21 protein-coding genes and 1 tRNA gene are annotated in these 22,062 nt (G+C 57.1%); 9 read left to right on the top strand and 13 right to left on the bottom strand.

Translation table 11 applies throughout. The features are described from left to right. The first annotated feature begins 150 nt into the window (after positions 1-150). The 3 genes from LKK40_RS03985 (at position 151) to LKK40_RS03975 (ending at position 3,145) form a co-directional block, all read left to right on the top strand. Positions 151-354 carry a hypothetical protein gene (locus tag LKK40_RS03985; protein ID WP_152581761.1) on the top strand — a complete coding sequence of 68 codons (204 nt, stop codon included), beginning with the start codon at positions 151-153 and terminating at the stop codon, positions 352-354. A 152-nt stretch (positions 355-506) separates the two neighbouring features. Next, positions 507-713, top strand: a complete 207-nt coding sequence (locus tag LKK40_RS03980) for a hypothetical protein (RefSeq protein WP_304309380.1) — start codon at positions 507-509, stop codon at positions 711-713. Beyond that, a complete protein-coding gene (locus LKK40_RS03975) occupies positions 710-3,145 on the top strand; it encodes an LTA synthase family protein (RefSeq protein ID WP_304309378.1) in 2,436 nt (811 codons plus the stop codon). The genes LKK40_RS03980 and LKK40_RS03975 overlap by 4 nt, the downstream gene beginning before the upstream one ends. A 122-nt stretch (positions 3,146-3,267) precedes the next feature. On the opposite strand, the gene LKK40_RS03970 is transcribed toward LKK40_RS03975, so the two are convergent. Both LKK40_RS03970 and LKK40_RS03965 read right to left on the bottom strand, forming a co-directional pair. After that, entirely contained in the window at positions 3,268-4,080 is an 813-nt protein-coding gene (locus LKK40_RS03970; RefSeq protein WP_304309377.1) for a TIGR03943 family putative permease subunit, read from the bottom strand. Beyond that, positions 4,080-5,168, bottom strand: a complete 1,089-nt coding sequence (locus LKK40_RS03965) for a permease (protein ID WP_304309376.1) — start codon at positions 5,166-5,168, stop codon at positions 4,080-4,082. Before LKK40_RS03965 ends, LKK40_RS03970 begins: the two co-directional genes overlap by 1 nt. Before the next feature lie 187 nt (positions 5,169-5,355). Here LKK40_RS03965 and LKK40_RS03960 point away from each other — a divergent pair, with 187 nt between their 5' ends. Continuing rightward, positions 5,356-6,315 (top strand): aldo/keto reductase, encoded by a 960-nt coding sequence (locus LKK40_RS03960; RefSeq protein ID WP_304309374.1) that lies wholly within the window; start codon positions 5,356-5,358, stop codon positions 6,313-6,315. A 231-nt stretch (positions 6,316-6,546) separates the two neighbouring features. On the opposite strand, the gene LKK40_RS03955 is transcribed toward LKK40_RS03960, so the two are convergent. The 7 genes from LKK40_RS03955 to LKK40_RS03925 all read right to left on the bottom strand — a co-directional run bounded on the left by LKK40_RS03955 (position 6,547) and on the right by LKK40_RS03925 (position 12,227). Next, on the bottom strand, positions 6,547-6,747 hold the full coding sequence (locus LKK40_RS03955; protein ID WP_304309372.1) for a hypothetical protein: 201 nt from the start codon (positions 6,745-6,747) through the stop codon (positions 6,547-6,549). Positions 6,748-7,036: 289 nt separating this feature from the next. Then, entirely contained in the window at positions 7,037-8,503 is a 1,467-nt protein-coding gene (locus tag LKK40_RS03950; RefSeq protein ID WP_304309370.1) for an MFS transporter, read from the bottom strand. A 347-nt stretch (positions 8,504-8,850) separates the two neighbouring features. Continuing rightward, positions 8,851-9,138 (bottom strand): type II toxin-antitoxin system RelE/ParE family toxin, encoded by a 288-nt coding sequence (locus tag LKK40_RS03945; protein ID WP_304309369.1) that lies wholly within the window; start codon positions 9,136-9,138, stop codon positions 8,851-8,853. Positions 9,139-9,143: 5 nt separating this feature from the next. Continuing rightward, positions 9,144-9,410 carry a type II toxin-antitoxin system RelB/DinJ family antitoxin gene (locus tag LKK40_RS03940; protein WP_304309367.1) on the bottom strand — a complete coding sequence of 89 codons (267 nt, stop codon included), beginning with the start codon at positions 9,408-9,410 and terminating at the stop codon, positions 9,144-9,146. 143 nt (positions 9,411-9,553) lie between these two features. Then, on the bottom strand, positions 9,554-10,345 hold the full coding sequence (locus LKK40_RS03935) for an SOS response-associated peptidase (RefSeq protein WP_304309365.1): 792 nt from the start codon (positions 10,343-10,345) through the stop codon (positions 9,554-9,556). 414 nt (positions 10,346-10,759) lie between these two features. Beyond that, positions 10,760-11,164: a pyridoxamine 5'-phosphate oxidase family protein gene (locus LKK40_RS03930; RefSeq protein WP_304309364.1), complete on the bottom strand. Its 405-nt coding sequence runs from the start codon at positions 11,162-11,164 to the stop codon at positions 10,760-10,762. Positions 11,165-11,396: 232 nt separating this feature from the next. After that, positions 11,397-12,227, bottom strand: coding sequence for a DUF1287 domain-containing protein (locus LKK40_RS03925; RefSeq protein ID WP_304309362.1), 831 nt, complete (start codon positions 12,225-12,227; stop codon positions 11,397-11,399). Positions 12,228-12,401: 174 nt separating this feature from the next. Between LKK40_RS03925 and LKK40_RS03920 the strand changes: the two genes are divergently transcribed. Both LKK40_RS03920 and LKK40_RS03915 read left to right on the top strand, forming a co-directional pair. Next, entirely contained in the window at positions 12,402-13,538 is a 1,137-nt protein-coding gene (locus LKK40_RS03920) for a hypothetical protein (protein WP_304309361.1), read from the top strand. 252 nt (positions 13,539-13,790) lie between these two features. After that, positions 13,791-13,863: transfer RNA gene (locus LKK40_RS03915), tRNA-Ala, on the top strand. 24 nt (positions 13,864-13,887) lie between these two features. Here LKK40_RS03915 and LKK40_RS03910 read toward each other — a convergent pair. Further along, positions 13,888-14,115, bottom strand: coding sequence for a hypothetical protein (locus LKK40_RS03910; protein ID WP_304309360.1), 228 nt, complete (start codon positions 14,113-14,115; stop codon positions 13,888-13,890). Between the two features lie 74 nt (positions 14,116-14,189). Here LKK40_RS03910 and LKK40_RS10710 point away from each other — a divergent pair, with 74 nt between their 5' ends. Next, positions 14,190-14,651, top strand: a complete 462-nt coding sequence (locus tag LKK40_RS10710; RefSeq protein ID WP_368491453.1) for an HXXEE domain-containing protein — start codon at positions 14,190-14,192, stop codon at positions 14,649-14,651. Positions 14,652-14,963: 312 nt separating this feature from the next. On the opposite strand, the gene LKK40_RS03905 is transcribed toward LKK40_RS10710, so the two are convergent. From LKK40_RS03905 to LKK40_RS03895, 3 genes are all read right to left on the bottom strand, one after another. Next, positions 14,964-15,881 carry an FAD:protein FMN transferase gene (locus tag LKK40_RS03905; RefSeq protein ID WP_304309359.1) on the bottom strand — a complete coding sequence of 306 codons (918 nt, stop codon included), beginning with the start codon at positions 15,879-15,881 and terminating at the stop codon, positions 14,964-14,966. A 549-nt stretch (positions 15,882-16,430) separates the two neighbouring features. Then, complete coding sequence (locus LKK40_RS03900; RefSeq protein ID WP_304309357.1) at positions 16,431-17,690, bottom strand: NADPH-dependent oxidoreductase; 1,260 nt, start codon at positions 17,688-17,690, stop codon at positions 16,431-16,433. Between the two features lie 10 nt (positions 17,691-17,700). Further along, positions 17,701-18,381, bottom strand: coding sequence for an NADPH-dependent FMN reductase (locus tag LKK40_RS03895; protein ID WP_304309355.1), 681 nt, complete (start codon positions 18,379-18,381; stop codon positions 17,701-17,703). Between the two features lie 651 nt (positions 18,382-19,032). Between LKK40_RS03895 and LKK40_RS03890 the strand changes: the two genes are divergently transcribed. Further along, a complete protein-coding gene (locus LKK40_RS03890; protein ID WP_304309353.1) occupies positions 19,033-20,451 on the top strand; it encodes an MFS transporter in 1,419 nt (472 codons plus the stop codon). A 163-nt stretch (positions 20,452-20,614) separates the two neighbouring features. Then, positions 20,615-22,006, top strand: a complete 1,392-nt coding sequence (locus LKK40_RS03885) for a cation:dicarboxylate symporter family transporter (protein WP_304309352.1) — start codon at positions 20,615-20,617, stop codon at positions 22,004-22,006. Positions 22,007-22,062 lie beyond the last annotated feature (56 nt).

Here is a 22,062-nt window from a genome sequence, read left to right as displayed (position 1 = left end):
CTATCGTAATGCATATCGTGAAGGTCGGGAAATTCGACTGGTACGCCAGTTCCAGGCCACTGATGCACAAGGATGCGTAAGCGTTGCATGGTGGCAGGGAACGATTACTAGGAAACTGCTATCAACGAGGTTGTGACCAAAGGAGGAATCATGGGAATACTGGATGACGCAAAGGATTTCGCAAAGGACGCCGGCGACAAGATTGCCGATTCAACCAAGGATCTCAAGGACAAGGCCGCTGACGCATTCGACGAGGTGAAGGCGAATGTCAATGTCGCTGGGGCTGAAGCCGAGAAGAAGGCGACTGAAGCGAAGAACGACGTCAAAGAGGCCGTGCGCGAGGCAGGCGAGTAGTTCGTAAACGGCAGCGATATAAGCGTTGCATATGAGGCGCCCCGGGAAGTCACCCGGGGCGCCTCATGCGTGTGCACCGCATTCATACAGCCAGGATTCAGTGATCTCCGATGTCATTCCTATGTCGTGCAGGTCGGGGACAATCGTGCGGTATGTGCAATTTTCAGCGCCACCGCAACGAAGGTATCGGGCATACCGGTGATGATGACTATGACGACGATGACACGAATGGCAGCAATGGCGTGAGCACGGCTCGCGTCCAGCATGCATATGCGGGCGCACACGCTTGGAATACCACGCATTGGAATACCATGCATTGGAGTACACAGATGCACAGGAAGGAAACGGCAGCCGAATGAGTGATGTCGAGGGTCTGCAATCCGTTCAGAAGCACGGCAACGAGGAGCAGCATGCGCACGATGATGCCTTCGCGCAGGAGCCGCGCAACGATGCTGATACGCAGCACGACGCGGACAAGAATCCCCGTGTGAATGATGCTGTGGACGCTGCCGTGGACGGTAGCGAGGACGGCTTCGAGAACAGCGGCGAGCAGGACGGGCACGGCAGCGACAACACGAAAAAAGGCAGCGGCGCATCCGTGCCTGCTGGAGCGACGCGCTTCTCGTCGTGGACATACGCTGTGCTCTTCCTGCTCTTCAGCATCGTCGGTGTCGGCATGATGCAATGGGGAGTGTCCGTATCCACCACTGGTTCCGCGCTGCCTGAGCCGCTGGCCGGCCTATGGGATTTCATCGTGAAGATGTGGACGCAGCAGCGCTACGTCTTCGTCCTGAATCTGGCGCTGCTGGCTTTGGTATATCTGGCTGTCCTGTTTCTGATCAACCGTTTCTGGGTTGCTACGCCGGTCGTGATGACGGCATGGATGATTTTCTCGCTTGTCGAGCGCTTCAAAGTGCAGTCGCGCTACGAAGCTCTGCTGCCCACCGACTTTGACTTCCTGAATTCCAATGCCGGTGATATCGCCACCTTCCTGCCCTCCGGCTCAACAGGAATAATCATCAACGTCACGATTGGCATGCTCGTCTTCATTGCGCTGTGCGTGCTGGCCAATCATTTCGACTTGCGCAAGGGCAAGATCATCGAGCATCGCGGCAGCGGGAAGGCCGGTGCTGCAGCGCGGATCGTGGGCGTTCTGGTGCCCGGACTCGTCGTGGCGATGTTCGTTTCCGCAGTCGGCACGGTCGGCAGCTGGGCGAACTCCTTGGCTGAGCGCATGGGCGATATTCCTTCGATGTGGGATTCGGTCTATGACTCCCAGCGCAACGGCACGCTGCTTGCCTTCTCCCGGCAGCTCAATCCTAAGATTATGGACGAGCCTGCGGGGTACAGCGAGGCCACGATGCAGGGCGTGCTCAAACGCTATGAGGCGCAGGCGAAGACGATCAACGCCACGCGCACTGCGAATCTCACTGACAGCAGCGTGGTCTTCGTCCTATCCGAATCCTTCTCCGATCCGCTGCGCGTGCCGGGCCTGAATCTCAATGAGGATCCCATGCCCTTCATTCGCTCCCTCAAAGACACGACCACGAGCGGCCTCATGCTGTCCTCCGGCTACGGCGGCGGCACGGCGAATCTCGAGTTCCAGGCGCTTACGGGCTTAAGCATGGCTAACTTCGATTCTTCGCTCACCAGCCCGTATCAGCAGCTGATTCCCAAGCTGCAATGGACTCCGTCCGTCAACCAGCTATGGGACGGCGGCAAGGACTCCGTCGCCTTCCATCCGTATGAGGCATCGATGTACTCACGGTCCACGAACTATCAGAAATTCGGATTCCCACATTTCTACACGCGCAGCGGACCGGAATTCATCAAGAACTCCAAGCCGATCGACACAAGCCCGTACGCAGGCGACAACGCGGCCTACTCGGATGTCACCGACTGGATGCAGAACGCGCCGGGCAACCGTTTCGTGCAACTGGTCACCATGCAGAACCATATGCCGTACAGCAACTGGTACAACAACAATCAGTTCGTCGCGACACCTGGGCAGGGCGCGCCCGCTTTGGGCAGCGATGAGACCATGGCGATACAGACCTACGCCAAGGGCATGAGCCTCACGGATGCCTCCACAAGCGACTTCCTTTCGTCGCTGGACAGTGAGAACCGGCCCATCACGGTCATGTTCTACGGCGACCATCTGCCGGGCATCTACACGACGGCGGGGGCCAACTCCGCCAATTCCATAGCGTTGCATGAGACGGACTACTTCATCTGGTCGAATCAGGCCTCGGCCTCGTCCGGCACCAAGCTCAACGACAGCGCCTACTCCTCGCCGAACTTCTTCATGGCCCAGACCGCGGAGCATATGAATGCCAAGGTTTCGCCGTACATCGCCTTCCTGACGCTCCTGCATGGCAAGATCAGCGCTATGGAGCCTCCTGTGGTCAACAAGATCCAAGGCTGGTCGCGCATTCCCGCCGGGCAGACCATTTATCTGGATGCGCAGGGCAATCCCATGGACGCGCGCAGCTTCGACGCACCCACCAAGCAGATGCTCAACGACTACAAGCTCATCCAATACGACATCACCGCAGGCAAGCACTATCTGGAAAACACCGATTTCATGACTCTGCCCGGAGTGAAGAACGCAGCTGCCATTGCTGGCAGCAATGGCAAACAGGGCGATGCCAAGAGCTCGGCGTCGAACACCGCTGCCTCGGCTTCCGTGCCGTCAGCGGCGTCCGCACTCACCTCGCTGGATATCGTCAACGGTTCGGCGACAGCAGCGGCCCACCAGCGCGAAGGTCAGGTGGCTCGCTCTGGGCGCTAGCGAAGGGGTAATGGCACGAAACGGACGCTGAGCACTCGTCAGTGGTCTTTTCACGCCAATAGTCCCTCCGTTAGCTGCAAAACGGACGCTAATGGAGGCTGACGGTCATACGGCGACTGGTGCTAGCGGTAGAAGTAGCCGTTGGAGGTCTCATGTGCGGCATGAATGGACTGAGTCTTGAGAATAAGTCCGTTGTAGCCATGCGAAGCGGTTCCGATGCGGCCTCGGGCGAGTGTGCCGGTCACCTTCACCCAGGCATTGTCTTTTGGCATTGCCGCGGACGGCGACGCGGTGTCTGACGTTGAGGTGCTAATCGCCGAAGTGTCCACGACGAAGCCGAAGGGCGTCATATCAAGCACGCAGCAGGTCATGAGCATGCGCGAAAGCGAGAACTGCGACGAATTCACCGACGAATCGCGCGTGACGGAGCCTTCGACGATGATGGTGTAGCCGAGGTACTGGTCGGAGTTGCGATCGATGCGATCGAACCATGAACCGAAATCGTCATTGCGTATCGTGATGGTTTTCGTTGCGGCGTTCAGCCCCGGCAGCTTGGCCGATTGCGAGGAATTGATGGCGATGGCGCGATTCGTGCCCGTCATTGCGGAGCTGGCGGAGTCGATTGGCAGCGATAGCAGCAAGGTCGGCAGCACCACCACGATCAGAATGCGAATCAGCGAAGCCTTGGTGCAGTTGAAAACGCCGAACCAGGCTGCCAGTGCAAGTATCAGCAGCACGATTGCGGCGAATACGAGGTATGGCACGGTGCGCGGCGTCACGAAGGAGATATAGCGTCCAGACGCCACAAACGCTGCGATAGCCACAGCGAATGCAAACAAGGCCAATCCTTCGATGCGGTCGATGGCGTTGGGCTGGACGCGTTGATGCTGCGTGGCGTTATTCACGGGTGACGCTGCCACTTTCGTCGCCGTCATCAGCGAACCACCCCTGCGAACAGCATGGTCACCACGAAAACGACTACGGCCGCCGTCACGGCGAGGCGCACGACGAAGCGTCGGGAGAACATCGACGAGAGCATGAGCACGTTCTTGACGTCCATGATTGGGCCGAATACGAGGAAACCGAGCAGCGCAGGAACCGGGAATACGGTGGAGAAGCCACGCGCGATCACCGCGTCCGAAGTCGAGCACAGCGAGCTGAGGAACGCCAGGCCCATCATGAGCAGGATGGAGAGCGTCATGCCGTGGCTGGTGAGCCATGCGGGCGGATTCGCGCCCCACAGCACGCGGATGGATGAGGCGAGGGCGATGCCGACGAGCATGTAGGGCACGACGCGGAAGAGATCGTCATGCGCGTGCTGCAGCATGGCGACGATACGTGCCATAACGCTGATGCCTGTGCCGGTGTTGTTAATCGTTGTGCCGGTGTTGGTCGCTGTGTGATCGGTTGCGCAAGCGGCTGCACAGTCATCTGTGCAATCGGGGGAGCGGTGGCTATTGCCGTGCATGCAGGCGCTATCGATTCCTGAACGCAGCATGTCGGCGCGAGGAGGAAACAGCGCGTAGCTCATGCCAATCACCAACGACACCAGTATGCCCAGGCCGACGCGCTCGAAGGTCAGCGCAGGCCGGTCGGGGAAGGCGAACCAGGTGGACCAGATCACGACAGGGTTGATGATTGGTGCCGCGCACAGAAACACTACAGCGCTGGGCAGTGGAATGCCTTTGCGCACCATGCGGGCGAACACCGGCACCGTCGCACAATCGCACACCGGCATGGCGAATCCGGCGGCCAGCGATACGGCCATGCCTGCACCGAGGGATTTTGGGAAGCGGCGTTCGATGAAATCGCGCGTCAGGAAGGCGGCTATCGCGCCGGAGACGAGCACGCCGATGAGCAGGAACGGGAAGGCCTGGGCCAGCAGCCCCACGACGCCCCTGAGAATCGCGGTGAGCGGGAAGCCCGTGGCATCGATAAGCGGCGAAGCCGTGATGACGGCGGCCGTCAGCAGGGCCGCGACCAGGAAGCCCTGGAAGGTGAGCTGATGTCTTGCGCGAATCACAGGGACATTGTAGGCCATGACGCAGAAAGGTCACCGGTTTATGCTGCATGCGCAGTTCTCGCTGAGCCGAACTTCGCATGGCAACGTCATCAGCGACACAATGGAGGGAAGCGATGGCGTCGAACGCGCCCGATGGCACGCCTGCCCTACACGATAAGGCACTGGCGCACAACGAAAGGACTGTGACATGAGCACGCAACGAGTGAAGGTAGGCGACAGCGATCTTGAGGTCTTCCCGCTGGTTCTGGGCGGCAACACCTTTGGGTGGACGAGCGACGAAACCGCCAGCAGGGAGGTTCTGGATGACTACGTGGCGGCCGGAGGCAATTTCATCGACACCGCCGATGTGTATTCGGCATGGGTCGAGGGCAATGCCGGCGGCGAGTCCGAGACGATTCTGGGGCGCTGGTTGGCGGTGCGCGGCAATCGTGACAAGGTGGTCGTAGCCACCAAGGTTAGTCAGCATCCGCAGTATTCCGGGCTTTCGGCGGCGAATATCGCGGCTGCCGCCGATGCGTCGCTGCTGCGTTTAGGCACGGACTACATCGATTTGTATTACGCGCATTTCGACGATGAAGGCACGCCGCTTGAAGAGACCGTCGAAGCCTTCGACAAGCTGGTGCGGTCGGGCAAGGTTCGCGCGATCGGCCTGTCGAACTACACGGCCGCCCGCATCGAGGAATGGTTCCGCATCGCCCGCGAGGGCGGCTACACGCTGCCGGTCGCGCTTGAGCCCCATTACAATCTGGTGGTCCGCATCAACTACGAGACCAATCTGCTGCCGGTCGCCCGCCGCGAGAATCTTGCGGTATTCCCGTATTATTCGCTGGCTTCGGGCTTCCTGACCGGCAAATACCGCTCGTCCGCCGACGCCGAGGGCAGGGCCCGCCAAGGCGATGTCGCGCCGTATCTCAACGACAAGGGCTACGCGCTGATCGACGTGCTGGACGCCATAGCCAAGGCGCATCGCGTCTCCATCGCCACCGTGTCGCTCGCGTGGCTGCTCCGGCGCCCGCAGGTGGTCGCCCCGATCTCCTCGGCCCGCACCACTGAGCAGCTTCCGGCATTGATCGCCGCGACCAGGCTGAGCCTAAGCGACGAGGACATGAACGCTCTGGACACCGCCTCGGCCCCGCTGATGCGGTAACGATGGTGGTTCGCTCGATGCATCTGCGTTATGTGAGGCGTTAACTTGGCCTTGCGGAGGTCTATCTGCGTTACGTGAGGTGTTAAATCTGCAGCACCCCAAGTATCGCTGGCTGAAAATGGCGGCTTTGGAATGCCTGGTACTCGACGCTCCGCGAAATAGCACCTCACGTAACGCAGATAGACCTCCGCAGCCCTCTCATAACGCTACACATAACGCCGATGCACGGATTTAGGCACGGTTGCGAACCGATGCACGCTGCACGAGGAGCGGCAGACCAGCAAGATTCGGCAGTGCATAGGCCGGCTGAATACCCGGCAACGGCTGCAGACCATCGCGGTTAATCCAGATTCCCTGCCACCCCAAGGCATGGCAGGGAACGATATCCCACCAAAAGCCTTTGGCGACATGCAGATGGCGTTTGCCCTGCAAGACAATGAAATCTATTAAGCACATTTTGGGAAATATGCGTTCGAATGCGGTAGTACGGCTGTGCAATGGGCCGTAGAAACGGCGGTATTCTGCAAAAATGCTTTAGTCGGATTTACTGTCTACTTCGGCAAGTGCCTAATAGACGAAAAAAGTGCTGAATAGATGATGTCGAGCTCGCAGTTTTGCTCCTTGTATGCCTTGGCCAGCGACATTGTGCGACACAGATGCTGTTATGAACTATCTGGCGCAAGCGCTCCGCTGGGTGGGTGCGGATAGGACAGGCTCGCGACTACAGGCTGAAGGTATGGGCAGTAGCGCTGGTAGCCCGAACTATGCCAAAGACAACCAATAGTGCGGCAAGGATGGTCAGCAGCATTCCGCCAACGGTGACGGCGCATCGGAACTCCGTGGTTTGAGCCACCGACCATGAGCCGTCGGCAAGCTGACCGGTAAAGAGGATTGCGAGCACAGTGCCGCTCACGGCGGTGCCGACCGCTGCTGCGATCTCCCCGGCAGTATCGACCAGAGCGGCTCCGATTGTGGTGCGGTCGGCAGGCATGCCGCGCATGACGTTGGTTCCCGCAACGACTCCGACAACGCGCATCCCAGCGGCTACCAGCACGAGAGCAGCGGCAATCCAGCCGTATCCATACCGTCCGAGCAGCGAGTACATGCCCAGCCCGGCAACCACGGCGGATGCGCTGAACCATGCCGCTTTGCTCAATCCAAGCTTGCCTACGAGCACATCAATGATTGCGCCTCCGGCGATCAGGACGATTACCTGCGGCAGCATGCCGAGCGCTGCCTGCGCGGGAGACCAGCCCCAATCGAGCTGCAGTTGCAAGGTGACGAAATATCCCATTCCTGCCACTGCGAGATTGGATGCGGCTTTGAACGCAAGCCCGCTTGACACCAGCGGCTTCGCGACGAGGCGCAGATCCAGCAGCGGAGAGTACGTGCGCTCTCGCAGCAGGAATGCAGCCGCGAAGAACAGCGCCGATACCAGCGCAATCCAAGCCATTGCTGACCTTGCACCGGCCTGAACAAAGAGCGTCGGGGTGGTCAGCGCGGTTGCAATGGCTGCCGTGCCCAGCACTGCGCCCCAGGCATCTATCGGTTCGTGATGGAGTTCGCCAGGCGAGTCGGCGGGAATGCCGGTGCGAATGGCGATGAACGCAATGGCGGCTATGGGAACGTTGACGAGCAGCAGCGCCTGCCACGGCGCGAAGGCAAGCACGAAGCCTCCTGCGATCGGCCCGACCGCAAGGCCGACCAGACCTACGGTGGATACCACGGTCATGGCCCGGACCCGCAGCCTGTCATCAGCGAAAAGCCGAAAGACGAGCGCATTGGAGCCCGGCGTCGTCATGGCCGCCGCCACGCCCATCGCGGCGCGAACCGCAATGAGCTGCGCAGTCGTCGTGACGAATGCAGTTGCGAAGGAAGTTGTTCCCAGCAGAACGAGTCCGACCAGCATGACTTTGCGCCGGCCTACGCGGTCGGCCAGTGCGCCGAACACGAGCATCAGTGTGCCGAAAACGATGGAATATGTGCCGGTGACCCATTGCAAAGCCGCAGTCGAAGATTTCAGTTCCTGGCTGATGGTCGGCAATGCGACGTTGAGAACCGAGTTGTCCAGCATCTCGAACAGGAACACGGCTGACAAGCCGAGCAAAGCGACCCATGCGTCGCGTAAGTTCTGAGGCGGTCTTGCCCCAATTGGTGTCGGACGATGGCGAATGAAACGGGAATTCATCTCTTGCACTCCTTCTGGGCGAAGAAGTGGCGAACCGTCCGGCCCGCGTATACTCGCGCGTTCAAGAAGAAAGATGAATCTGTCTTCAAGACGTTACGCGTTTTTACCTCGATGAGGGCAATCTAATACCCATCGGCTGACAAGAAATCTGGCCCGTTATTCGTGGAGCGGTGATTCGAAACGCGATGCTTTGCGATGCGAACAACCGAGTCGAACATCCGTTCGAATGGTTGTTCCACTCAGTCGAACGGACTTCGTGGCATACAGGGCTGCGTACTTCTCGCCTATGTGAAACGTGGTCTGCGGAGGGGTATGATTATCGGTTAGCGTGAGTGGATTACAACGGATTACAGCACTTCGTCATGCTTACCGGTTCTCAGGAAAACCGCTATGGTGTTATTGCGTTCCCATAGCAGGAGCCAGTCGGCGGCATTGTCGATATGGCATTCGTACACGCCGCTCAAATCGCCCTGCAACGCATGCGCATTGTGGCGGTGGTGCAGTTGCGTCTTGGATTCAGCTGAATCCAAGAGTATAAGCTGCATGACGTGGATGAGCGGAGCGATGTCAGTGTGATTCTTGACGAGTTTCTTCATGTCTCGTGTGAATCTGGCAGTTCGTTCAGGCTTGAGCATGCTCGTTAACTTTCCATATCATGCAGCATGTCGTCAAGGTTGCTATAGCGTGAAACGCCGGATGCCAGAATCTCGTCCGCCTCTTTTTTTGCGGCCAGTGTTTCCTGAGGTGTTGGCATTTGCAGCGACAAGCTTACGGGGACGCGATGCTCACGGACGATTTGCCTGTAGAAGACTCGTGTGACTGACGAAAGATCGAGCCCTAGACTCTCGACGATTTGCTTCGCCTCGTTTTTCGTTCTGTCGTCCACTCGAATGGTGATGTTTGCCATAATGCTCTCCTTGTTGTGATGAGTCATATTCGCACTGTTGTAATGTGTAATTGTACATCTATCGCACGTAATATGCACTGGTATTGTATTACGATTTCTTTATGATCGATAATATGTCTGGTTCATCGCTATAGCTATTCCGCTCAGTCGAACAGGTTTTGTCCTTGATGCCAGTTGGGTACTGGTTCGATGAGTTGTGGGCCGTCGCCGCGCAGCGGGGCGACCTCGTGGAAGGCGAGGCGTTGGGAGAGTTTGCCTCCGGCGTCGTTTGCTGCGGCGAGCAGTGATGCGGTGGCGTCGTTCGCAGTGGCGGATAGTGAGGCTGCGTCGGCATGAGTGCCTGCATCGTCACCGGCGGTGCGCGGTGCGAACCAAGTGTCAAGCATATCGTCGGGAAGCAGGACGGGCATGCGGTTGTGGACGCTGGCCAGCGCCCCGACTGCATCGCGGGTGAGGATCGTGGCGGTCAAGCGCCACGGGGAGTGCGCGTTCGCACGCCACCAGGAGTACAGGCCTGCCATGAAAAGTGGAGCGTCGTCGGGGAAATGAAAGTAGAACGGATGTTCGCCTTTGAATTCGTAGTAGCCGCTAGACGGTATAGCCGCGCGCATCGAGACGGACGAAGGCGCGTAGGTCGGCTTGCTCGCTGCGGTTTCGATGCGCGCGTTGTAGGTCGGGTAGCGCAAATCGATGGTCTGCGCCGATCGTGGAATCAGCGACCAGTAGGCCGCACGCAGGTGGCGGCGACCGTGCGGGTCGCCTGCCACAATGGCGATATCGGTTTTGGGCGTGGCATGGAAGGTGGGCGAGGGGAGTGCTGCTGCGGAATGATGAATGGTGTTATCGGCGGCGACATTCTCATTGTCAATGGCAGAGACGCCGAAATGCGTGGCAACGTCGTCCCAGTCGAGATCGGCGGCGAACGCTCGGCACATGGCGATTCACCTCCCTTTCGCGGCGCGGCGCAGTGTGATGCAGTGCGGTGCATCACAGGACACTGCAGCTATCCATATTCCTGCGCGATGTGGGCCTGCATTTCGCGCATGCAGGCGAGTTGCGTAGTCTTTTGTACGCTAACTCGTGACTGCTGTACGTAATGATACGTTTCTAGGCCAATTTGCGTCGTCTTTTGAACGGTAGAGATTCGCTAGCGTACAAAAGGCTACGCATGGCACCGCTCATGGCATGAATAGGCTTTACAGATAAGCCTTACATAGCGGAAGGCCCCGTGAGCTTCGTATGCTTCACGGGGTCTTCCGCCATCTGTTACCGCTACCTGCTATCAATCATTCGCCAGCGCAGAGTCTCAAGGCGAATCGCCATTAACCGGCCGCAGAACAGCAGATTAATCAGTCCTTCGAGATCGTGGTGCCGGCCTTGGCTCCAGCGGAGAGATCCTGGATCTCGGTGATCTCAAGCACGGGGACGCACGCGGGCTTCTTGGTGCCTTCCTCTTCGGCGACCTTGACGCGGGCCTCGTAGATGTCGTCGTCGGTGTGCAGGGTCACGATGCCGCGGAAGCGGTAGCCCTTCTTCTCGGCGAAATTCACCGAGGCGATGACCAGCTTGCTGCCGTCCGTGAGGTTCTGGAAATGCTGGCCGGCGGTGCGCTCATGGTAGGCGAGGTGGTTGTCGTCGAGCACGAACATCGACATCTTCGGGCCGAGATCGGGCTCGCCGTCCTTGCTGACGGTGGCGATCCAGCACAGGTTGTTGGCGAGGAAATCCTTGATCTCAGGGGTCAGAGTAGCCATAATAAGCTTCCTTTCGGCTTAGGTTTTATCGTCACCCAGCATACCGCCGCAGACTTGAAACCGGCAAGGACGTTCGCCGCAAAAGGACGCAAAAGTAAGGAGAATAACACTTGCTCTCGGTCGGCGCTCTCGGTCGATGCTCTTGGTCGGTACGCGCTCGGTCAGTTCGGTCAGCATGCGCCCAACCGGCACGCGCTCGACCGGCACGTTCGTAGTCTCAGTACTCCGCGTTCTAGCCAGCATGCCAGGGCTTAAGCACGCCTGCCGGGATCTTCGAGGCGTCGAAGCGATAGTGCCCCGTGACCTGCATGTGCTTGCGGAACGCGAGATAGTCGTTCTCGCGATCATGCTGGCCCATGTTGTGCAACACCAGCGGAACGCCCTGCCCATCGCGCAGGTCCGAGATGATGCCGATGTGCTTGACGTTCTCGAAGATGACGATGTCGCCCTGCTGCCACGCGTCATGGTCGGCGATGTCGGTGGTCAGATGCTGTCCGTACTTCGAGAAGAAAACGTCCAGCACTCCGGTGCGCCGAAAGTCGATGTTCGGATCTGGGCGCGTGATGGCGTTCCCGTATGACGTTGGGTCTGCGGCGATATCCGCGTCGACCATGTCCTTGAGATCGTAGCCGGCGTTCTTGAACGCCCGCCACACCACATCGGTGCAGGCGCCGCGGTTGTCGGGTGGGTAGCCGCCTTGGTAGTAGCCAGCATCGTAAGCGGGGCGCGCCTTGGCGTCCATCCGGGCACCTTGGAGGATATCGCTGTAATCGTCGATGCCATCATGGTCATAGTCGACGCTGCTATGCAGCACCGAGGCCGGTGCAACGGCGTGAACGCCGCCGGTGACAGACTCTTCCGGCGAGGAATCGTGCCGCAGCCGTGGAATCAGCACGGCGATTGCGCCGAAGGCAACGGCTATGCACAGCAGCAAGGCCAGCGCAATGGTCAGCATCGTGCGGCGCCGGGTCCGTCGCTGCGAATGGCGTTGCTGCGGCCGGCGTTGATGGGAACCGTCTGTTCCGCGCTCGTCACTGGATGTCGGTGCCTCGCCCTGTGCCATATGCGTCCTCCCTGACGGTTGTGCAGCGTGTGGTTCCCAAGAGTATCTGTGGGGCGTGCCAAAGAGGGTGTGCCAAAAAGTGGCGTGCGCAAGTTGTGCCCACGATGTAAGGATTCGGCAGTTTTCACTCAACGCGGAGGATATGCACAGCGGCGGATATTACCCTCGTAAAGCGTGAGAAATTTTTTCAAGGGCATATCATTCACCCAAATCGGAGCGGGTGCGCTGGCAGCGGTGACGTCATTCCTGCTGTCGGCCAAAATCGGCGTCGCCGGATCGGTCATCGGCGTCGCCGTCGGCTCAGTGGTGGCGGCGGTGGCTTCGCAGATCTACCAGAACGTATTCAAGGCTTCATCCGAGAAGATTCAGAACGTCATACCGTTTAACGGGTCTGACGGGGATCAGGAGCATAGCCAGGGTAGCGGGCAATCAGCTGAGCCTGACTCCACTATGGTGATTGGCTCTGAGCGGCCGGACGGCGCGCATAGCGATGGCGAAGTCAGCCAAACTGCCACTCTGCCTGTTCAGGAAAGTGGGCAGCCAAGGGTTGTCTCCTCTCAAGGTTCGCACGCAGACGCCTCGCACGCAGGGATTGTGCATGCCGGTGAAGTGGGCACAGCCAAAGAACCAGGGCATGGCGCAGCGCTTTCCGAGGCTGATCAGCATCGTCGGCGCAAGGTCGCCATCATCGTGGCGGTGGTCAGCGCGCTGCTTGCCGTCGGCCTGACCTCGGCCATCATCATGCTGGCAACCAAAGGAAAGGGAACCGATGACTATGTGCGCAATGTAGTCAGCAATTCCAAGGTCGTGCGGACTCCGGCACCATCCACGAGCGGGGGAGCTGGGCAGACGCCGAGTCCTTCGCCCAGCAGCAGCGACGGCGCGGCAACCAGCGGCGGGGAATCGAGCCAGCACGGTTCGCAAGGCACCAGCACGCCGTCCGCAGGAGCCACGCCGAGCGGCAGCTCCACGGGCGGAAGCGGCTCCTCAAGCGGCTCGGCGTCGCCCGGGTCCGGAAGCTCCTCCGGCACGGGGACGCCCAGCTCCGGTTCCGGCTCTTCCACAGGGTCGCCCAGCTCCGGCACTGCTGGCGGTTCGAACAACGAATCGAACGGAGGAACGACTAGCGGCTCGACCACCGTAAACGGTACGAGTGGCGGTTCCTCCAACAGCACCGGCAAGGCGAACACATCGAGTTCCAAGGAATCTGGTTCCGCAACAGGCACCAGTGCAAAGGGACTCGGTTCGACCGCATCCGGAGCCGATTCGTCGGTTCAGCCGCAGGAGATCCTTTCGAACTCGGCAAAATAAATATATAGGTTAATAGGTAGGCGCATAGAATTTGCGCTGATTGATTGGGTTTGGGCCTGGCATTCGGCAGCACCACGCTGAATGCCAGGCCCAAACCGTATGCCTCGTGAGGCGGGATATCCAGCCCGTCTGCGCTGAAATGCTATGGCTGCTGATTGGGTCAAATGCGTCTGCCCGACACGCCGGTTTGCAGGAGAGGGCTACCTGTTGTAACCTATCAAAGGTTCAAAACGAATCACATAAGTGAAATTCGGGGCTATGGCGCAGCTGGTAGCGCATCTCCATGGCATGGAGAGGGTCGGGAGTTCGAATCTCCCTAGCTCCACAAACCGCTAGAAACCGCAGAATCTCAACGATTCTGCGGTTTTTTCGTATCTGATAGCTTCCTGCGAATCACAGCGGTGATCGGTCGGTCGGCGACGCGCGCACCGGTGACGACCAGATGTTGCTGTTCTCCGCCCGACAGCGAGAGTGGATGCCTACTTACGAGACGAGCAAGGTCGAGCTCGCGCAGGACCTGATCGGGGTCGGCGTTCGTGTGATGGCCGAGCTGCGCGAGCTTCATCTCTGCCTCCACCGTCTCGGTGAATAGTTGCCGTTACGCGTCTTGCATGACCAGCGTCGTGGCCCGCTGCCGAGCACGGCGTCCGAATGCTTTGCCTTGATAGCGGAATGTACCCTCAGCGGAGCGCAAGCCGGCGAATGTGGCTGGCAGCTGGATTATTGGCCGCAGCTCATCAGTCTGAAGAGTTGGTGTGGTCAATGGATAAGTGGCTCGACCAGCAAGGGACGACCACGCTTCCTTGGTTGGACCGGCACATCCGACGCGCACCATTGGCTGCCAAGTCCTTGAAACCTCGCGCAATAACAGTCATTGTCCAAGGAATCGGATTGCTGACGGTCGCCACTTTGGCATCCAGGTCAGAGAGATGGTCGAGGGTACTCACTTCAGCACTGACGCTTGGTTTCGCAGGCGCTTTCACGGGCCACCTCATCGTCGCCTGGAGAACAAAATCGCTGGCGCCGGGCACCATCACATCGATATTCCCTGGACTGCCAGGAGCGGCCTTGGCCTTCTGCTACATCAACCAGGACAGCATTTGTAGCAAATAACCCGGCGTGCGGGCGGAAGGACGTCTGGAGCTTTTGGGCTACTGCTGATTGTGGGTGGCGTTGAGTCCGGCGAGGAGTAGTTCGAGTCCGGCGGTGTACTGCTGGCGGTCGTCGTGGTGCAGGAAGTCGTCGGCGCTGCGGGCGATTTGCTGGTATCGGTGGTCGTGCTGGGACTCCGGTGAACATTGTCATGGAATCGTCTTGCGCGAAATAGCAGACAGGGCAACGGAGCCCAGACCCCCAATCTCATCTCCCTGTGGGGTGGATTCTGGGGAACGTCAGTGAGTCTGATAACTTATAGTTAAGGATCTTTCAATAAATTGGCGCTGTAACCGTTTTGGTATTGCCGTTTTGGTAGACGAAAACAGCACCTAAATTATTAGTGTCTTTCTCCCACCCTGGAATTGGTTGTCCAGCAAAAAATAATCGCTTCGCTTCTAATTCGCCCTGAAGGGAATCACGGGTGAATACTGTAACACCAGCCAATTGGGTTTGTAAAGGGTAGCCAGTTTGGGGATCTAATAGGTGATGATATTTTTTACCGTTTCTTATTAAAAATCGTTCGTAGATGCCACTTGTAACAGCTGCACATGCCGGTTTGATGACTGTTCCGATATTGATATTTCGTGCTTTATCGGGGTTCTGAATACCAACTGTCCATTGACCATCAGCTCGTCGTGGAGATTCTCCAACAAATAACAAATTACCGCCAAGGTCAATTATTCCAGCCATGACCCCATAGGCAGACCAAAGAGACTTAATTTGATCAGCAATGAATCCCTTTGCAATTCCTCCAAGATCTAGCTCCATACCAGCGTTGACCAATTTCACAGCATGTAAGGCATCATCCATAATGATGTTATCAGGATTGCATAAAGACAAACGGGACTTAATATCATAATCGGTTGGAACATTAGCGCCATTGAACCCTATTTTCCAAAGTTTGACGAGCGGTCCAATCAAGGCATTGAATCCAAAGTGCTGTTGGCTTGCCAGGACAGCCTTTTTAATAAGAGCGTACGTACCGCTCGAGACCTCGATTTTGTCATGACCAGCCAGTTGATTGATAGTCATTATTTCTGAATGAGGTTGATTTACAGTCAATCTAGCTTCTTGTTGCCTAATTAAAAATTCAGCAGCAATTAAAGCAGCATTATCCTGCTCGCCAAAAACCGACAGAACTATATTCGTTCCTAAAGCTCGTAATCTCTTAATTTGCCAAGTCAGCACTGAATAATCATCTCTACAAATACTATGTTTTGAATTACTTTTATCAAAATTTTGTCTCCCCTCCAATTGGCAACCCAAATACAAAACTTAGTAACTTATTCTCATCAGTGGTCTAGCTCATTCTGACGGTTCGTGGTAGGAGTCGGCGGGGCAAAGATGGCCGAGTGATTTGCGATGACGATGGTTGAGCACGTATCGGGTATGTTTGACCTCAACGGCAGTGACGTTGGCTATGGATTCGCCCTCGGGAGGAATGTGCGAGGCAGGCCATTGGCATGTTCGTTGGTACCACGATTCCAAGGTGAAGATGGGTGAGCACAGTAGATCTCAGTCCCAGCTACTTGGGCAAGTTGAGCGAGCTCGCCGCCATTATCAAAGGTGGTCGTCCCAAAAGCTCGCTCCCATAGTCCGTCAGGATACTCTGTAAGGCTTTACGGCAAATAAAGGCATGATGATTGGTGATTCTGACGACGATCTCGGCACGACTGCAACGCTCAGTCAGGGTCATCGATCATCATGCCGGTTCGTTTATCTCACGCTTGCCTTTAACTATTCCTTTGCGGAAGCACCCGTAACTGCGTCTGGCGTTACAGCACCTGTATCATTATTGTTATCCGTCACAGCAACGGATGAAGAGCTAACTGTTTGAGAAACGCTTTCAGAAGCTCCGGTGACGGCATCGGTCTTACTATCAGGAGCTTCTACGAGCTTTTGCCCAGTACGTTTTAGGTAATCAGAGACAATCGGCCAAATATCCAGGACCCACTCATTGACACCACGATAACGTCCGTCAGCATCACGCATAGCCTTGTAGAAATGCATAATGTACTTTTGATTAACCTTATTTCCAGGTATGGGCATTGCAATAAGCTCTTTCTGCCCTTTTCGCAAAGCCCAAATAACTTGTTGAACATGCTCAACAGCTCGTTTGGGGTGAATTAAATCAGCTGTATCGCCAACCTGTTTTGGATCTCGTGGTGCGAGCATAGCGTCATGATCAAGAAAATGGTTGTAGTAAATGAATTGATCATTATCGTCCATGAAGGTTAACTCCATGGGCATGGTGTTAAGAAACCAATTTAATTGATCAACTGTTAATATGCCTCGGTTAAGTTCGACATATTGCTTCCCACTGGCTGCCTCGACTAGTTTGGCAGCCTTCTCCACCCAATCATCGGAAATATCAATATCAATAGAAGTGTCGACAGGATGTTTCCCTGAAAGATCCTCCTGACGCCATGGCTCTTGTTTTTTCTTTTCCTGTAGTGCGCCTAGCACATCAATCCAACGTACAAACTTTTTAATTACGGTGTCGAGAAAGCCAACTGTCCCGGAATCCTTCAAGTTTCCTAATTCATCGAAAGCCTGCTTAGCATCAGCTAATAAAAACTCGTCACCGGGCATAACCAAAGCTCCAACACCGGGTGATTCCAGAATTTGACGTAAAGAAAGTTGTGCTCTTGAGGAACCCTGTGTATGCCAAGAAGCACCAACTATTAGGACTGGTTTTTGATTTAACGGATGTACTTTGTAAGATAGCCATTCAATGACATTCTTCATAGCAGGGCTGGTTGTATGATTATGCTCAGGAGTTGCCAGGATAACACCATCGGCTAATTCGATCTTATGCACCAGATACTGGATAGCTGCACTTTGAGTTTGATCTTTGTCTTCATTGAACATTGGGATATCCTTAATCTCCAATATTTCAATGTCAATTTGTGAAACATAGTGGCTAGCAATAAAAGTTAATAGTTGCCGGTTGTATGATGTTTCTGCAATGCTGCCTGCAATTGCAACGATTTTCATAATTATCCTCCTAGTTATTCAGCCAATTTACGTTTTTGGTTTGTTCTTTAGCTTGTCTTTGTGAATGAATCATTTGTTTGGTTAACTTAACAAAAACGTCAAAGTCTGAAAATAAGCCTTTAAGTTGGTCATCTAATCGTGAATTCTTTAGATTACCGTTTTCATCAAAGGCTTCTAGTGAATGTCCTACTAGGAACTCGGAGCTCGGCATAATACTAGCCTTCAACTCTGGAGAATCCAGAATCTGCCGTAGTTGAGCCTGAGCTCGCGAAGTGCCTAGTGAACCATAAGATGCACCAACAATCATCACTGGTTTGCCAGCAAATGGGTGTGTATGATAAGAAAGCCAGGCAAGTGCAGAACTCAGCACTGCAGGTACGGCATGGTCGTACTCAGGCGTGGCAATAACGACACCATCAGCCGCCTCAATTTTTGCCGCTAGGGTGTTGACTGTATCTGGTATATGATCCTCGTTGGCTTTATAGAAAACCGGCAAATTACTGATGTCAATGATCTCAATAACTGCCTCCTTGGAATAACGTCTCCTCATATATTGAAGTAGTTGGAGATTAGTTGAACGCTTTATATTTGTTCCAGCAATACCAACATAATGCAACATTAAAGCGCCTTCCTTTCTAGGATAAATAGCTAAAAGGGTACTATTACCTGCACAGTCATCATGCGAAGCCAAAAGCAGCACCGCCCGATACGCCCAAAGCTATCCCCCCCCCCCGACGCAAATGCCGCCCGGCAAACGCACACGCAAGGCCCAGCAAACCAACCATGAGCAGAGGAAGACCAGCTACGTTAAGCCGAGCGCAGGGCCCGCAGACTCTTCGCCTGGCCTTGCGGCTTATGCGTCACCGCGGATGCGCTGAATGCGCTCCGTCAATCCATCGACAGGCAGGTCTGGTCTGATTATCGGCGCGAATTCGGGCCCGTTCGTTTCGTTCGAACTGACCGATTGCAGCCAAAGCTACCAAGGTTCGCGGCTTTTTCGTATACCATGTCATAGCCGTTCGCGTGACTGATTGCGCGCTCGGGCCATGCAGTCAGATTGGCGGTCAGATTAGCGGCCAAGTTACATGGCGGAAACCAAACCGGACTGCTTGCCGTAACGCGTGAAACGTACCTTTACGTTATATTTTCGGACACCGGCATTGGACAAACCAAGCCCATGAAACACCCATGAACCCCGGATTTCCGAACGAATGAGGCACCGCCTGCAACTTCACAAAAGTCACCGGCGGCGCTCGTACCCCCATGACGCCCATGCGGTTTCGCCATCATCCATCATCCCAGCAGCGCCGAGGTTTCGGCGCATTCACGAAGGGCCAAGCAGATGAGCAGTTCCCAGACACACACGAACGGCGGCGCGGCGCTGAGCGGCGCACTTGGTTTCCTCGTCTTCAACGAGCTGGCCAGCGGCTTCACCCAGGGGTTCTATACGCCGCTGATTCCCGACATCGCCCATGCGCTGAATGTGAATGACGCGGCGATCACCTGGTTCCTCACCGCGCAATCGCTTGCCGCTGCGGTTTGCGTGCCATTGCTCTCAAGGCTCGGCGACATGTTCGGCCACCGCCGCATGCTGCGGATCGCGATACTTGTCGTGGTGGTCGGTTCGGTGATCGTCGCGCTCCTGCCGAGCTTTCCCGTGGTGCTCATCGCGCGCATCCTGCAAGGCCCGATCGCCGTATGGCTTCCGCTTGAAGTGGCGATCATCCACGGGCGGGCGTCCGGCCAGACCGCGCGTACGGGCATCGGGCTGCTGGTGGCCTGCCTGACCGGGGGAGCAATCGTCGGAACCGTCGCCGCTGGGCTGGTCAACGCGCATTCGCCTTCCCTGATAATCACCTTGGTCGTGCCGGTGCTGGTCCAGGCCATCGCCGTCTATGCGGTGTTCGTCAAGATTCCCGAGTCTCCCATCCGCACCCCCGGGAATATCGACGTGCCTGGTTTCGTCGGGCTTGCCGTCATCATGTTGGCGCTGCTGGGCGGGCTAACGCTCGTCGGCAAGGGCGGCGTACCGCCGGCAGAATCGATAGGCATACTGCTAGCCGCTCTTGCTGCGGGCGCGGTGTGGGTGCTGTGGGAGCTGCGGGCCTCCTCGCCTGCCATCGATGTTCGGCTGCTGGCATCGCGTCGGGCCGCGCCCATTCATATCACCGGATTCATGCTGGGGCTGGTGATGTTCGGATCCCAGTCGCCGCTGACCACGTTTCTGAGCGCCGACCCGCAGCGCACGGGGTATGGCTTCGCTGCCAGCTCGTCGAGGATTTCGCTGGTCGTCGCGGCGATCACTCTGCTCGCGACCCTGGGGTCCGCTCTGGTGGCTCGCATCGCCAAGCTGACGAGCATGCGCTGGACGCTGGTGCTGGGGACGCTGCTGGCGATGGCATCGTGCATCTTCGTCGTTGTTGCGCATACGAGCATGTGGCAGGTATGGGTCTATGCGGTGATTGCGGGGTTCGGCATGGGCCTGCTCATGGGCGGTCTGCCGGCGCTGCTCGCCGAGCGCACCCCCGAAGGCCAGACTGGAGCTTCGGTCGGCGTATACAACTCCCTGCGCTCGCTGGGCGGTTCGACGGGTGGCGCGCTGTTCGGCGCAGTGCTTGGCGCGCTGACCCCGGTTGGCAGCAAGACGGCCGGGCTCGATGGGTACCTGATCATGTGGGGGCTGTGCGCCATCGCATTCCTGATCGGTGCCGTCGGTCTGCTGACGCTGCGGCGGAGCGCGGCGACGACTGCCGCACGCTGAGGGCTGTGTGACTTCGAGGGCTGTGCGACTTCATCGGCCCGTTACAAAGCGGTTACATGGTGTTGCCGAACTGGTAATACCGAATTGCTTTCATGTTTTTGACTGAAATATTACATTCAGGACACCCAATCGAATATTTCAGACAAAGCAGAGGAGAAGCATAGTGGGCAAGAAAACCAAAGCATCAGAAGGGCTCTTTGTCGAAGGCAAAGACAAACCGCTTGAAATAAAAAAACCAATCTACAAGTCGTTGTTCTTCCAGATCATCCTGGCCATCGTCATCGGCATCACGATAGGCGCCGTCTGGCCTGATGCCGGATCCGCGCTCAAGCCGCTGGGCGACGGCTTCATCAAGCTCATCAAGATGGTCATCGCGCCGCTCATCTTCCTCGTCATCGTGACAGGCATATCCCATGTCGGCGATGCGAAGGCGGTCGGTCGCGTAGGCACCAAGGCGCTCGTCTACTTCCTGTCCGCTTCGGTGTTCGCGCTGCTCTTCGGTCTGCTCGTGGGCAATATCGTGAAGCCCGGCGCGGGATTGAACATCGACCCCTCGACGCTCGACCCGAATGCCATCGCCAAGAAAACGGCCGGTGGCGAGGCTCCGAGCGGAGCCGCAGGCTTCATCCTCGATATCATCCCCGACAGCGTGGTAGGAGCCTTCGCCAACAACACGCGGCTGCAGGTGCTGTTCTTCGCCATCTTCGTAGGCGTCGCCGTCGTTGCCATCGGGCAGGAGCGCTGCAAGCCCGTTCTGGACGTGTTCGATTCCTTCCTCGATATCGTCTTCAAGATCATGGGCTGGATCATGCGCGTCGCGCCGCTTGGGGCCTTGGGCGCCATGGCGTACATCATCGGGCAGTACGGTCTCAAGACGCTCGGTACCTATGCAGTGCTTATTGCTTCCTGCTACGGGGCGGCAGCCATATTCATCGTGCTGCTGTTCTTCATCGCGTGGCTCTTCGCCCGAGTCCCGCTGGGGCAGTTCATCAAGTACGCGCGTCCTGAATTCGCCCTTGCTCTCGGCACCGCGTCGACCGAGGCCGTTATGCCTCAGGTGATGGCCAAGCTCGAGAAATCCGGCAATCCGCGTTCGGTGACCGGCCTCGTCGTGCCGCTAGGCTATTCGTTCAACCTCGATGGCGCCGCGCTGTATCTCTCGATCTCGCTGCTGTTCCTGGCACAGGCCTTCGGCGTCAACCTCACGTTCAGCCAGCAGCTCGCCGCGATGGGCGTCCTGATGCTCACCTCGAAGGGCATGGCCGGCGTCCCCGGCTCGTCCTTCCTCGCGCTGTCGGCCACGGCTACGGCGCTTGGCATCTTCCCGGTGGCCGGCGTCGCGCTGCTGCTCGGCGCTGACCGCATCATGGATTCCATGCGCGTGTCCGTCAATCTGCTCGGCAACTGCGTCGCAACCTTCGTCGTGTCCAACTGGGAGAAGGTGCTCGACCATGATCAGATGCGGGCGACCTTCGCCTCGAAGAATGTCGATCTGGTTGAGATCGACGCCGAGGAAGACAAAGTGCCTGTGGCAGCTCAGCCGGCTGTGGCATGAGTTTGAGGTTCAGCTAGTAAACTAGACAGTTGGGGTGGCGAGTCGCGTGACTCGCC

This window comes from Bifidobacterium tibiigranuli, from assembly GCF_022655035.1.
GTDB classification, from domain to species: domain Bacteria; phylum Actinomycetota; class Actinomycetes; order Actinomycetales; family Bifidobacteriaceae; genus Bifidobacterium; species Bifidobacterium tibiigranuli_A.
The sequence above is the reverse complement of the archived record's forward strand: the minus strand, read 5'-3'. Positions and strand labels throughout refer to the sequence as shown.

Bases quoted from the DNA above. Each gene is read 5' to 3' on its own strand.
- LKK40_RS03940 (WP_304309367.1), bottom strand. From the start codon at position 9,410: ATGGCAAACATCACCATTCGAGTGGACGACAGAACGAAAAACGAGGCG.
- LKK40_RS03960 (WP_304309374.1), top strand. From the start codon at position 5,356: ATGAGCACGCAACGAGTGAAGGTAGGCGACAGCGATCTTGAGGTCTTC.
- LKK40_RS03950 (WP_304309370.1), bottom strand. From the start codon at position 8,503: ATGAATTCCCGTTTCATTCGCCATCGTCCGACACCAATTGGGGCAAGA.
- LKK40_RS10710 (WP_368491453.1), top strand. From the start codon at position 14,190: ATGCTTTGCCTTGATAGCGGAATGTACCCTCAGCGGAGCGCAAGCCGG.
- LKK40_RS03900 (WP_304309357.1), bottom strand. From the start codon at position 17,690: ATGAAAATCGTTGCAATTGCAGGCAGCATTGCAGAAACATCATACAAC.
- LKK40_RS03925 (WP_304309362.1), bottom strand. From the start codon at position 12,227: ATGGCACAGGGCGAGGCACCGACATCCAGTGACGAGCGCGGAACAGAC.
- LKK40_RS03930 (WP_304309364.1), bottom strand. From the start codon at position 11,164: ATGGCTACTCTGACCCCTGAGATCAAGGATTTCCTCGCCAACAACCTG.
- LKK40_RS03890 (WP_304309353.1), top strand. From the start codon at position 19,033: ATGAGCAGTTCCCAGACACACACGAACGGCGGCGCGGCGCTGAGCGGC.
- LKK40_RS03975 (WP_304309378.1), top strand. From the start codon at position 710: ATGAGTGATGTCGAGGGTCTGCAATCCGTTCAGAAGCACGGCAACGAG.
- LKK40_RS03970 (WP_304309377.1), bottom strand. From the start codon at position 4,080: ATGACGGCGACGAAAGTGGCAGCGTCACCCGTGAATAACGCCACGCAG.
- LKK40_RS03980 (WP_304309380.1), top strand. From the start codon at position 507: ATGTGCAATTTTCAGCGCCACCGCAACGAAGGTATCGGGCATACCGGT.
- LKK40_RS03935 (WP_304309365.1), bottom strand. From the start codon at position 10,345: ATGTGCCGAGCGTTCGCCGCCGATCTCGACTGGGACGACGTTGCCACG.
- LKK40_RS03985 (WP_152581761.1), top strand. From the start codon at position 151: ATGGGAATACTGGATGACGCAAAGGATTTCGCAAAGGACGCCGGCGAC.
- LKK40_RS03945 (WP_304309369.1), bottom strand. From the start codon at position 9,138: ATGCTCAAGCCTGAACGAACTGCCAGATTCACACGAGACATGAAGAAA.